At 66.0% G+C, this 11,199-nt stretch carries 9 protein-coding genes and 3 pseudogenes; 3 read left to right on the top strand and 9 right to left on the bottom strand.

What is annotated here, in order from left to right; translation table 11 throughout:
• Nucleotides 1–96: 96 nt before the first annotated feature.
• The 4 genes and pseudogenes from ACFTZC_RS21935 to ACFTZC_RS21920 all read right to left on the bottom strand — a co-directional run.
• A pseudogene (locus tag ACFTZC_RS21935) lies at nucleotides 97–545 on the bottom strand (hypothetical protein); the annotation flags it as partial.
• 114 nt (nucleotides 546–659) lie between these two features.
• Nucleotides 660–875, bottom strand: coding sequence for a DUF6243 family protein (locus ACFTZC_RS21930; RefSeq protein ID WP_382892181.1), 216 nt, complete (start codon nucleotides 873–875; stop codon nucleotides 660–662).
• A gap of 271 nt (nucleotides 876–1,146) precedes the next feature.
• Nucleotides 1,147–1,548 (bottom strand): annotated as a pseudogene (locus ACFTZC_RS21925) (DNA-binding protein).
• Entirely contained in the window at nucleotides 1,545–1,793 is a 249-nt protein-coding gene (locus tag ACFTZC_RS21920; protein WP_382892179.1) for a hypothetical protein, read from the bottom strand. Before ACFTZC_RS21920 ends, ACFTZC_RS21925 begins: the two are co-directional and overlap by 4 nt.
• A gap of 597 nt (nucleotides 1,794–2,390) precedes the next feature.
• On the opposite strand from ACFTZC_RS21920, the gene ACFTZC_RS21915 reads away from it, so the two are divergent.
• Complete coding sequence (locus tag ACFTZC_RS21915) at nucleotides 2,391–3,671, top strand: YncE family protein (protein WP_382892177.1); 1,281 nt, start codon at nucleotides 2,391–2,393, stop codon at nucleotides 3,669–3,671.
• Between the two features lie 782 nt (nucleotides 3,672–4,453).
• Here the strand turns inward: ACFTZC_RS21915 and ACFTZC_RS21910 are convergent.
• Complete coding sequence (locus tag ACFTZC_RS21910; protein ID WP_382892175.1) at nucleotides 4,454–4,855, bottom strand: DNA-binding protein; 402 nt, start codon at nucleotides 4,853–4,855, stop codon at nucleotides 4,454–4,456.
• Nucleotides 4,852–5,100, bottom strand: coding sequence for a hypothetical protein (locus ACFTZC_RS21905; RefSeq protein WP_382892173.1), 249 nt, complete (start codon nucleotides 5,098–5,100; stop codon nucleotides 4,852–4,854). The genes ACFTZC_RS21910 and ACFTZC_RS21905 overlap by 4 nt, the downstream gene beginning before the upstream one ends.
• A 294-nt stretch (nucleotides 5,101–5,394) precedes the next feature.
• Here ACFTZC_RS21905 and ACFTZC_RS21900 point away from each other — a divergent pair, with 294 nt between their 5' ends.
• Both ACFTZC_RS21900 and ACFTZC_RS21895 read left to right on the top strand, forming a co-directional pair.
• Nucleotides 5,395–7,221, top strand: coding sequence for a DUF262 domain-containing protein (locus ACFTZC_RS21900; RefSeq protein WP_382892172.1), 1,827 nt, complete (start codon nucleotides 5,395–5,397; stop codon nucleotides 7,219–7,221).
• Between the two features lie 137 nt (nucleotides 7,222–7,358).
• Nucleotides 7,359–7,619, top strand: a pseudogene (locus ACFTZC_RS21895) (site-specific integrase); the annotation flags it as partial.
• A gap of 283 nt (nucleotides 7,620–7,902) precedes the next feature.
• Here ACFTZC_RS21895 and ACFTZC_RS21890 read toward each other — a convergent pair.
• The 3 genes from ACFTZC_RS21890 to ACFTZC_RS21880 form a co-directional block, all read right to left on the bottom strand.
• On the bottom strand, nucleotides 7,903–8,304 hold the full coding sequence (locus ACFTZC_RS21890) for a DNA-binding protein (RefSeq protein ID WP_382892170.1): 402 nt from the start codon (nucleotides 8,302–8,304) through the stop codon (nucleotides 7,903–7,905).
• A complete protein-coding gene (locus ACFTZC_RS21885; RefSeq protein ID WP_382892168.1) occupies nucleotides 8,301–8,549 on the bottom strand; it encodes a hypothetical protein in 249 nt (82 codons plus the stop codon). Before ACFTZC_RS21885 ends, ACFTZC_RS21890 begins: the two co-directional genes overlap by 4 nt.
• Nucleotides 8,550–8,865: 316 nt before the next feature.
• Entirely contained in the window at nucleotides 8,866–10,917 is a 2,052-nt protein-coding gene (locus ACFTZC_RS21880; RefSeq protein WP_382892166.1) for a hypothetical protein, read from the bottom strand.
• Between the last annotated feature and the right edge of the window lie 282 nt (nucleotides 10,918–11,199).

Genomic DNA, 11,199 nt, shown 5'->3' with positions numbered 1-11,199 from the left:
CTCCCGATGATCCGCGTCAGGTGCACCCCCGCCGGCGACCGGCGACCGGCCTCTCCGGGCGAACCCCTGGTGTTCGCCTGGAGAGGCCGTCGGCAACGCCGCGAACTCCGTGTCGTCGATCCAGTCGGCTTCGCCCAGCTGCGCCTGGAGCTCGCTGAGGTCGAAGGAGTCGCGCGCGTGGCGTCGTCCGAGTTCTGCGAGTTCGACGTGGCTCCAACGGTCTGCCGCGGCCTGTACGTCGATCAGGTCCCGGGCGAGCCCACGGTCCGCCGGTGCGCGGACCGTGGTTCCGACGACATCTTCGAGGGACAGCACCAAGCCGTGCTCGGTGTGCACGGGAGGCTTCCAGAGCGCTTCCTTGAGGATGTCGACCTCGCATTCCTCAAGCTGAGCCGGTCGACCAGTCCGTGTGGCTGTACCGCGTAGCCGCCGGTAAGAGCCAGAGGATAAATACCGCCTCGCGCTCTGAGCTTGGGAATCACTCGGTATTGCGTGGGCTTGCCCGCCTCTGGGCTGGGAAAACGCGCCCCTGGGGTGTGCCCCAGTGGCTCCGTCCGGGTCTCTGCTGACCGCCGTTCACCGTCTTGACTGGCACGTAGTGGCACGCCCACCCTGGGGGCGGCCGAGACGCGGGCGGCCGGTCCTGCGGCGGCGGTGCGTCAGCTCTGTGCGGTGTTGTCGCCCGTCTGCTCGGCGCCCTCGGGTGCGCCTGCCTTCTCGCGCATCTTGCGTACCAGCTCTGCCTTCTGGTCGGCGGCACCCTTGCGGTCGAGATTGCGGTGCGGACCGTTGTTCTGCCGTTCGGTGCGGGACAGCCTCTTGCGCTGGCCGCCACCCATGCCCACGGGGTTGTTGATGTTCTTGCTCACGGTCATAGGTTCTCCCGGAATGATGTGAAGTGATCCACGGACTCATCGGTGGGGACGGGCGTGGCGACGTAGAAGGTGACAGCCGGGGCCCATCACGCTCTCACTCGTAAATCGGCGTCCGGAAGAACATGACAAAGACGTTACCCGCTTCAGTCGGCCCCGCTCGCCAAGCCTTTCGCCGCCCCGGCGTCGACCGGGCTTTCGGTGAGCGCCCGGGGCCAGAGGTTTCCTTCCGGTGGCCGCCGCGCGCCGCGGGTGTTCGAAGTGAGCTGGTGGGTCAGAGAGGAATGATGCGGACCTGGCTGCCGCAGAGCTGGGTCACGTCGTCGCTGTCGGACGTGAGCAGGGCGACCGGTTTCGGCTGTCGCAGTGCGACCTCGGCGACTGTGGCGTCGATGGCGTACGTGTGCCCGTGCGGTCCGGCGCCTTGAGGAGCTCCGCTGCCGCTTTCGCCGCCTGCTCGGTGACCGGATCCACCTTGATGCGGGACAGGGCCCAGTTCAAGCGCGGAGTGTTGGTACGTGAGTGGCTGACTTCCACCAGGGTGTTCGCCCCGATTGCAAGGTCTGCCCCCACTGTCGTGGAACACCTGCAACATCGCGAGGAACTTGCGGTCCTGCGCGATCCAGGCGGAGAGTCCTTCCGAGTCGAGGACAACGGTCTCGATGTGCTCGCTCACGCGGCGTCCGCGTCCTTGGAGGAGCCGGCGGCACCGAAGAACTTCGAGTGGGCTTCGGCGAGCTCCTCGGCGCTGAAGCGTCCGTGCTCTTCCTCGTGGCGGCGAAGGTCGTCGCCCAGAAGCTGGTGCCGGATCTGGCGGGCCACGGCTTCCGCCACGTAGCCGGAGACGTTGTCCGTGAGTTTGCGGAGCTCCGCCACCTGGTCGCTGGGCAGTGTGACGGTGATACGAGTGGTCGAGGACATACGGCAAGCATGCTGGAGTATGCGCACAAGGGCTCGCGCTGGCCCTCCGGCGGATTCATCAGCCATAGGTCGAGCGCTGCGGAAGAAGGGTGGCTTGTCGCCGCTCCGGTACTCACGGCAGAGAGGGCTCCGTCGGCGGACACGGAGGCAAAGCGAAGGCACCGGTCTCCGACCGGGGCCTTCATCAAAGAGCGGGTGACGAGAATCGAACTCGCGCTCCGAGCTTGGGAATCACCCAGGCTCCGCGCAGGCCACAAGCGTCTGAACAGGAGTAACGACCCCAGTAGCCGCGCTTTCGGGTAGCCCGACTGGCCCCCGTTGACAGCTGTTTACCGCTCTGACCGGCACGTAGTGGCGTGAAGCGAGACTCCCCACGGCCGACGCGCGGCTTCGGAGCCTGGGTTTCGCCGGAACGCACCGCGTCAACCGGGGGCGAGTGGTTCAGCAGTGGCCGCAGGGGGGATGTCTGACCGGCCGTTGTCAGTGGCACCGCCTAGGTTCAGGGCACTGACAGGTGATCACCCGTCAGCACATCTGACCAGAGAGGCAACAGACGTGCGTACACGAAGAACCGCTGCGTGCAGGGCGCTGACGGCCGTGATCGGCACCGCTCTGCTGATCGGCGGCACGACCGCTCCGGCTTCGGCGGACAGCGCCACCGCGCTGCCCAGCACTTCGTACCGGGACATCGTGGTCGACGACGTGAACGACCACGTGTTCATCAGTGATCCGTCCGGAAGCAGCGTCGTCGTGACCGACTACGCGGGACAGGTCGTGAAGCAGATCACCTCGGAGAACGGAGCCGCGGGACTCGCGGTCTCGGCGGACTCCAGCACGGTCTACGTCGCCCTTCCGTCCGCTGACGCGATATCGGCGATCGACACCGGCACGCTGACGGAGAAAAACCGCTACCAGACGGGCGCGGGCACATCGCCCGAGAGCCTGGCGCTGGCCGGCGGCAAGATCTGGTTCAGCCACGGGGCCACCGGCCGGGCGGGAATCGGCTCGGTGGAGCTCTCCGGGTCCGACCCGGTGATCACACTCAACCAGTCCTCGGGCTGGTACTACGCCCCGACGCTCGCATCGTCGCCGGCCGACCCCAACGTGCTGGTGGCGGGAGACCGTGGCCTCAGCCCGGCTACTCTCGCGGTGTACGACGCGAGTACGGGTCTGCAGCAGCGGGTCAAGCGCACATTTTTCGATGCCCCGGCCATGTCGGACCTGAACGACTTCGCCGTCACTCCTGACGGCCAGAACATCGTGACGGCAAGCGGAACCCCCTACCGCCACCAAGTCGTCAGGACCTCCGACCTGTCGGCGAACGGCACCTACCCCACCGACGCCTACCCCAACGCGGTGGCCATCGCCCCCGACGGCACAGTCGCGGCAGGCGGCGACGGCTCGCAGTTGTACGTCTTCCGCGCCGGCGCCGAGGCCCCACTGCGGACCTACTCCCGAGGGCTCCAGCTTGCCGCCGGACTCGCCTGGGCGCCGGACGACAACCGACTCTTCGCGGTCACCGGCGACTACCTGGGCGCCCATCCGACCCTGCATGTGCTGATAGACGCGGGCAAGGCGGAGAGCGCCCTCACTCTCCTGGCGCCGTCGACAGCAGTCAGGGGCAGGCCCCTGGTCGTCACGGGCACGCTGAGCGCCGGCGAGCAGTTCGGGAGCGGCACCACCGTGGAGGTGACGCGCACCGACCCCCGCACGCCGGACGGTGTGTCCATCGGTAGCTTCGCCGTCGCGGCGGACGGCACCTTCCAGTTCACCGACCGGCCGAGGGTCGCCGGTCAGGTGACGTACGTCGTCCGCTACGCGGGCGATGAGCAGCACTCCGGCGCGACCGACCAGGTCACTGTCGAGGTCACGAAGTAGGGAACCCCGTAGGCCCCGAGGCGCCCGGCGCGCGTCGGGGCCCACGCCGGGCAAGGGGAAGGACGTGCCATGCCGTCGTAGGCGTCGAAGCTGTCGGCGACGGGGGCGGTCTTCTGCCAACGGGTGCTGGTCATGGGCGGGACGCCTTCCCCGCTTGGAGACCGGGTCCTCGCCTACTACTGCGAAGGATGCGGGCACTGCGCCCGGTGCGCGGACGAATCGGAGAACCTCTGCCGGCGGCGAACGTCGGCTTCGATTCCGACGGCGGGCAGTCCGAGTACTACCCGGCCGGCGCCCGCTCCCTCGTGCCGATCGCGGACACGATCTCCTTCGCCGAAGCCGCCCCGGAGGAGACCGCCGTGGTCATCGGCGCGGGCGGGCCACCCTCGCCGACGCCCACACCGTCATGGAGATGGCAGCGGCGGGCCCCATCCGCGGATGTGTGGAGGCCGCGTACCCCTGGGACAGGTGGGCGAGGCCTTCGCACGCCTCGCCGAGGGCACGAGATCTGGACAACAAACAAGGCCCAGGTCGCTGACCTGGGCCTTCATCATGGAGCGGGTGACGAGAATCGAACTCGCGCTCTGAGCTTGGGAATCACCGGCGCTTGGACTGGTGCAGTCGCCCTGACCTGAATGTTTGACCGAGACGTGCGAGGTTGGGAGTGGTCTCCGGGCGCCGTACATGACCGCTGTTGTCCGCTCCGCTGGGCACGGATGGGGCACAGGTGGCGGCAGTGCAACAGAACCTGCCGAGGCCCATGCTCCGGGTGGGCTGGAGGGTCAGAGAGGGATGATGCGGGCCTGGTTGCCGCAGAGCTTGGCCATGTCGTCGCTGTCGGAGGTCAGCAGGGCGACGGGCTTCGGCTGGCGCAGGGCGACCTCGGCGACCGTGGCGTCGATGGCGTACTTGTGTCCGTGCAGTCCGGCGCCCTTGAGGAGCTCCGCTGCCGCTTTCGCGGCTTGTTCGGTGACCGGCTCCACCTTGACACGGGACAGGGCCCAGTTCAGGCGAGGCATGTTGGTGCGTGAGTGGCTGACTTCCACGATGGTGTTCGCTCCGATCACCAGGTCGGCTCCCATGTCGTGGAAGACCTGCAGCATTGCGAGGAGCTTGCGGTCCTGCGCGATCCAGGCGGAGAGCCCTTCCGAGTCCAGGACGACGGTCTCGATGCGCTCGCTCACGCGGCGTCCGCGCCCTTGGAGGGGGCGACGGAGCCGAAGATCTTCGCGCGGGCCTCGGTGAGCTCCTCGTCGCTGAAGAGTCCGTGCTCCTCCTCATGGCGGCGAAGATCGTCGCCCAGGAGTTGGTGCCGGATCTGGCGGGCTACGGCTTCCGCCACGTAGCCGGAGACGTTGTCCGTGAGCTTGCGGAGCTCCGCCACCTGGTCGCTGGGGAGCGTGACGGTGATGCGAGTCGTTGAGGACATAAGTCCAGCATACTGGAGTATGCGGGATGTCGCCGTGCGGTGCTCCGGCTGCCCGCGGGGCAGGCGTCGGTTTCCTGATGGGTAAGCGAAAAGGCCCAGTAGCCACGTCGAAGTCACGACTCCGGCCACCTGGGCATGGAGAGACGTGTATTGACCCCGAGCCGACGCAGCGTGACGGCCCTTGGCGAGGGGCAGGGGCCACCTCCTGTCGGCTTGCATCACAGCACTGACCTCGTGCTCACTCGACCACCGGTAACCTCTCGGCAGCGTTCAGTGTCGAGGAGGGGGCGGGTCGTGACTGAGCAAGCATTCGGGATCGACAAGATTCAGCTGGTAAAACTGCTGCGGCGGGTGGCCGAGGGCGAAGCACAGCTACCGGAGTTCCAGCGCGGCTGGGTGTGGCCGGACCACAACATCATCGGCCTGCTCGCCTCGATCTCTCGTGGATACCCGGTCGGCACCCTCATGTTGCTGCAAACCGGTGGTGACGTCCGTTTCAAGTGTCGCCCGGTTGAGGGCGCCACCCCGCCCCCGGACACCGAACCGGACACTCTGATTCTCGACGGCCAGCAGCGGATGACCTCGCTCTTCCAGTCGCTGATGCTCGGCAAGCCGGTCGAGACACAGAACCAGCGTAAGCAGCGGATCACCGGCTGGTTCTACGTCGACATGGTCAAGGCTCTCGACCCTCAGGCGGACCGTGAAGACGCCATCCGCCTTCTGCCGGCGGACCGGGTGGTCCGCAGCTTCCGTGGCGATCTCATCGAGGACTACTCGACCCCGGAGAAGGAATACGCGGCCCGGCTCTTCCCGCTCTCCCAGCTCTTTTCCAACCGCGATTGGAGCTACGGTTACGAGGACTACTGGAAGGATCAGGGGCAGGACGGCCGCAAGTGGTGGCGGGACTTCGAGGAGACATTCGTCCGCCCCTTCGAGCTCTACCAGGTGCCGGTGATCGAACTAGGGAAGCAGACCGAGAGGCAGGCTGTCTGCCAGGTCTTCGAAAAGGTCAACACCGGCGGCGTCACCCTCACAGTCTTCGAGCTGCTCACCGCCACATATGCCGCCGAAGAGTTCGACCTGCGCGACCACTGGAACAATGTGGTCCGGGCCGCGTGGAAGGCGCCGGAGTACCGCGTCCTCAAAGAGGTTGCCAACACCGACTTCCTGCAGGCCGTCACCCTGATGGCAACGGCTGCCCGGCGCGCCGATGCCGCTACCGTCGGGATTGACGAAGAGCGTCTGCCGCGAATCGGCTGCAAGCGCAAAGACATGCTGGAACTGGGTCTGGACGAGTACCGCCGCTATGCACCACTGGTCGTACAAGGCTTCAAGGACGCCGCCAAGTTCCTCCGCCAGCAGTACCTGTTCGACACCAAGTTCCTCCCCTACGGCACCCAGCTGATCCCTCTCGCCGCGATCCTCAGCACGCTTGGTGCACAGGCCGAACCGGCCGGTGCGCAGCAGAAGCTGGCCCGTTGGTACTGGTGCGGTGTGTTCGGCGAGTTGTACGGCGGGTCGACGGAGACCAGGTTCAGCCACGACCTCCCCGAAACCGTGGGCTGGGTGCGCGGCACCGGGGCCGAACCTCGCACCATCCGCGACGCCCGGTTCAGTGAGAGCCGCCTGCTGACATTGCGCACTCGCAACAGCGCCGCCTACAAGGGGATCTACGCACTTCTGATGAAGGAAGGCGCCGTTGACTGGCGGACTGGTGAGAAGACCGAGATCACCGAGTACTTCGCGGAGGCCGTTGACATCCACCACATCTTCCCGCAGGCGTGGTGCGAGCGGGAGAACATCGCCCGGGGCACTTATAACTCAATCGTCAACAAGACCCCGCTGACCGGACGCACCAACCGCATCATCGGCGGGACAGCGCCCTCTGTCTATCTTCCCAGGCTCGCGAAGAACGCCGAGGTGGACGCGGACACCGTGGCCAACCACATTCGTACCCATCTGGTTGATCCCGCGCTGCTTGCCAAGGATGATTTTGCGGGCTTTTTCCAAGCTCGGCAGCAGGCACTGGTCGAGGCGATCGAGACGGCCACTGGTAAGGCGGTCGTCACTGAAGACGGATATCCCGCAACTGGTGTGGTGGACGAGGGCGACGAAGACTGAATGTTCGCCGGGTGCCGCGGCGGCCCCTCTTCCCGAGCCGTGTCGACTACCCGCTGATCGGGCTCCTTGCTGTCAGTCGCAGCCGATGCACGGACGGAGCCGGCCACGAGCAAGAGGACGCGGAGTCTGGTAAGAGCGTGGCCGTCCTGCCGGAGAACTTCCGTTTCTACGACCTCCGGCACACCGGGCACACCCTCTCGACCCGCTCGGGCGCCACGCTGAAGGACACGATGGTGCGCGCCGGCCAGTCGACGGAGAAGGCCGCTCTGATCTATCAGCACTCCGACCATGAGCGGCAGAAGGTGGTGGCGGGCGGGCTGGACCGGATGGTGCGGGCGGCCCGCGACAAGGCGCGCGAGGAGGGGGCAGGTGGTGCGGAGGCGGTGCAAGGCGCTTAGGGAGGTCTAGACAAAGACGAGCCCCCAGGTCACTGACCTGGGGGCTCGTGGAAGAGCGGGTGACGAGAATCGAACTCGCGCTCTGAGCTTGGGAATCAGCGGTTCTTGAGTCTCCGGAAGGGCTCTGACCTGTGCTTTCCTGCGGGGAAGCTGGGGTCGCCATGGTCTCTGGAGGCTGTACCTGACCGCTGTTGTCCGCTCTGCTGGGCACGGATGGGGCACGAGAGTAGCGGTGTAGCGGACCCTGCCAGGGGGTGTGCTCGGGGTGGGCCTGCGCGTCAGATCAGAGAGGGATGATGCGGACCTGGTTTCCGCAGAGTCGGGTCATGTCGTCGCTGTCGGAGGTCAGGAGGGCGGCGGGTTTGGGCTGGCGCAGGGCGACCTCGGCGACCGTGGCGTCGATGGCGTACTTGTGTCCGTGCAGCCCGGCGCCCTTGAGGAGTTCCGCTGCTGCTTTCGCCGCCTGCTCGGTGACGGGCTCCACCTTGACGCGGGACAGGGCCCAGTTCAGGCGAGGCATGTTGGTGCGTGAGTGGCTGACTTCCACGATGGTGTTGGCCCCGATCACCAGGTCGGCTCCCATGTCGTGGAAGACCTGCAGCATTGCGAGGAGCTTGCGGTCCTGCGCGATCCAGGCGGAGAGCCCTTCCGAGTCCAGGACGACGGTCTCGATGCGCTCACTCACGCGGCGCCCGCGCCCGTGGAGGTGCCGGCGGAGCCGAAGATCTTCGCGCGAGCCTCGGCGAGTTCCTCGTCGCTGAAGGGTCCGTGCTCCTCCTCGTGACGGCGGAGGTCGTCGCCCAGGAGCTGGTGCCGGATCTGGCGGGCTACGGCTTCCGCCACGTAGCCGGAGACGTTGTCCGTGAGCTTGCGGAGCTCTGCCACCTGGTCGCTGGGGAGCGTGACGGTGATGCGAGTGGTTGAAGACATACGGAAAGCATACTTGAGTATGCATAGAAGGGCTTGCGACTTCCCTGACGCTCCACAGTCGAGGTCGCATGATGAAATCGGTGCGGTTTCTGTCGCTCCAGCTATTCGCAGCGGAATGAGAGTCCGCAGCGATGCTCGGCTACCTGCGGCCTAGTGCTCGACCGGTCACGGGATTTCTGGGGTGGGTCTGGCGGGGTGCCGGATCCACCCTGGCAAGTGTGTAGTGCGATTCGTACGCATCGTGATTCGGCGATTAGGGCTCTTCGAGGGCCCAGGCTCTCGAAGCGTCGCCCCGCAACTCCAATTTCTCTCGAGGTCAGCTATGCATGGGTACCTCGTCTCCTGAACGCGATTTCCGTTGTATTTCTGTTGCTGCTACCCACTGGGATCCAAGGGCCCTGATGCGCTGTCCTGCTGTGTGGACGCTGGCCGTGCAGCGGTAACGCTGCTCAGAGCGTTGGAGTACGCCGATTCGCGAAGAAGCCAGGAAGTCAAGGGCCTCCACAACCGTGCCCTCGTCGACGCGGTACTCACGGGTACGAAGCTCGCGGCGGATCGACGTGAGATCAAGCCAGCCACCCTCTTCCAGTGGGTCCTCTGCTTCCGTATTCAAGATGTCGACCAGCGCGTACTCGAGTCGGCTGCGCATGTCCTGGGCCTCCCAATATCCGCGCAAGGCGTCGCCGCGCTGGGCTGCTTTCAGGGCTGGGTCCACGAGGGGTGCCAGTTCAGTCAGGGTAAGCGGCGTCTGCTCCTGATGACGGACGACTTCGGCCAGCAGCCCGGTGTCGATCACGGCGATGGCGGGATCGTCGTCGGCTTCCTTGAGCATGCGGCGTTCGAAGCCCGGCCCGATGAGGAGGTGAATATGAGCCCCGACTCTCGCTCGGTGTTCCGACAGCCCGAACAACGGCTGGTCCCTGACCGGACCAGTGGCCGAAGCCTTCGCTTCAATGGCCAGGGTCCGCGAGTCCGTACCGACGCCGAATCGCACATGGCCGTCCACCGCCCCAGGGCCGCCCACGTGCTGGCCCGGCATCCCCAGGTAGCCCAGCGCGACGACGGCGGCCTTCTCCAAGCGCTTGGGGTTTGCGCTGTCTCGTGCGGCATCCGCCAGCTCCGCTGCGATGTGCGAGCCCGGGAGGCTGGTTTGGTGATTGGTGCCGGTAGGGCTGCCAGCGTGATGGTTATCGGTGGTTCCGTCGGACGGTGCGTAACCCTCGGAGTTGTTTGGCTGGAGGCAGGGAAGCGACTCCTTGAACGCCCGCCCAAGAGCCGTCGTACGGTAAGTGGTCTGCGAGAGCCGGGTGACGAGCCCACAGGCATCCAGCAGGTTCAGACGGGTATTGACCGCGCTGCGGGACAGAGACTTCCCGCGGTTGGGGAGGTAAAGCGAACTGCGTTCTGTAAGCGTGCCGGTCGTAGGCCGCAGTGTCTGGTCAAGCTCGCCCAGCACCTCACCGAAGAATGCGATCGCGGCGTGAACAGTGCGTGCAAGGTCCAGCGGTTCACCAGACTCGACCCAAGCAAGGGCAGCCGGCGTGGCGGTCCAACTCTCGGATGACGTCCGCTGAATCAGTCCGAGCGCCCTCAGGGTGTCTTTGGCCGTTCGTGCCGTGGCCACAGTTTGCGCCTTGGGGAACGTGCTCCTTACGGCTCGCACGAAGTCCGCGTCACTGATCGACGGAATGGCCGCCTCGGTAAGAATCTGCAGTGCATCCAGGACGCCGCCGTTAGCAGCGACTCCCGGAATATAGAGATTCGCGCCGTCTGCCCTCTCTCTGAGGCCGGTTTGGTCGAGCTGTTCGACAAGTCTGGCGATGGCTCCGGGTGTAGGGGCGAGCTGTACGACGGTGTCGGTCTTGTCGGGATCGGGCTTTCCCAGCCCCATGGCCGCAAGGATGCGTCGGCCTGCCTCTGTCAGGTGGACCTGACGGTCGAAGAGGTCAACCATTCCTATGACAGCGAGCCAACTCGTGCGGTCGCGCACAGGGCCCGCGGTGTCCCACTGCAGGTCGAACTCGTCGCGGGCCAGCTCCAGCAACTGATCATGTGTACGAGGCCCGGAGGACAAGGCGTCCATGGCTTCGCCCACGAACCTGACGTTGCGATGGAGCGCTTCCAAGAGCACGGCTGGGTCGCCACTTTGATGCCAGGTGACGGCAGCGGCACTGGGCATAACCGTCGACCCCTCGCGAGAGAGCAGTCCGGCGCGGACGAGCCGCTGAAGCTGATGCCCGTTCAGGCCACCGGAACGAGGTGGTGGCGCGTGATCGCCGGGTGTCGGCGCTCCATTGACAGACAGCTCCTCAATCAGCGTGTGAAGAGTGACGAGCCAGGTCGATCTTGCGCCTGGCAGCACCGGCATACCTGTCGATCGTTCCGCCCATGCCCGGGGGCGTATGAGGTCTTCCATAGTCGTGAACGTTACGTTCATCTTGGCGGCTATGGAGGCGTCTCTGGAGAAAATGCTGACGAGAATCGCAGGAGGGATAGCATGCATCGAGTCGGCCTTCGCGTCCCCGGACGGAACCACTGCTCACCCGCACGGCCCGTGCAGGTGAGCAGCAGAGCAGGCTTCCCGGCGTACTCCTCGGTCGACATCTCATCGGCGCTGACATTCCGAGGGAAGTTACGTCGCGCGAGTGGC

The organism is Streptomyces sp. NPDC056987 (assembly GCF_042673865.1).
In the GTDB taxonomy this organism is placed as follows: domain Bacteria; phylum Actinomycetota; class Actinomycetes; order Streptomycetales; family Streptomycetaceae; genus Streptomyces.
The sequence above is the reverse complement of the archived record's forward strand: the minus strand, read 5'-3'. Positions and strand labels throughout refer to the sequence as shown.

Coding starts and splice junctions, on each gene's coding strand:
- ACFTZC_RS21930 (WP_382892181.1), bottom strand. CDS start 875: ATGACCGTGAGCAAGAACATCAACAACCCCGTGGGCATGGGTGGCGGC.
- ACFTZC_RS21920 (WP_382892179.1), bottom strand. CDS start 1,793: ATGTCCTCGACCACTCGTATCACCGTCACACTGCCCAGCGACCAGGTG.
- ACFTZC_RS21905 (WP_382892173.1), bottom strand. CDS start 5,100: ATGTCCTCAACGACTCGCATCACCGTCACGCTCCCCAGCGACCAGGTG.
- ACFTZC_RS21885 (WP_382892168.1), bottom strand. CDS start 8,549: ATGTCTTCAACCACTCGCATCACCGTCACGCTCCCCAGCGACCAGGTG.
- ACFTZC_RS21880 (WP_382892166.1), bottom strand. CDS start 10,917: ATGCCGGTGCTGCCAGGCGCAAGATCGACCTGGCTCGTCACTCTTCAC.